This is a genomic window from Aquirufa salirivi (genome assembly GCF_045310485.1).
GTDB lineage: Bacteria > Bacteroidota > Bacteroidia > Cytophagales > Spirosomataceae > Aquirufa > Aquirufa salirivi.
In genome coordinates, this window is record NZ_JBEWZH010000048.1 from 1 (window position 1) to 271 (window position 271).

Genomic DNA, 271 nt, shown 5'->3' on the forward strand with positions numbered 1-271 from the left:
TGGTCTTGTACAAAGCAGAGAGTGCCTTGTTGACCGCGACAGATGGAACGATCAATGCGACAGGTAATTCACATGAATTATCGGTGACAGTATTGCCAGCCAGCTTCAGCAAGTTAGCAGTAAGCTTAACGAGTCCACAAGTGAATGGCACTGCCTTCACAGGAACGAATACCTTAACGGCACTAGATGTTTATGGAAATACCGTAACGAACTTCAATGCATCCGGCAATAATATTACGGTAACGACTACTTTAACAGGAGCGATCACTGG

General features: G+C 45.0%; 1 protein-coding gene. It reads left to right on the forward strand.

Annotation, left to right across the window (positions count from 1 at the left end; all coding sequences use genetic code 11):
- Positions 1-271: hypothetical protein (locus U0R11_RS13630; RefSeq protein ID WP_406752392.1), on the forward strand; the 271-nt coding region annotated here is incomplete at both ends.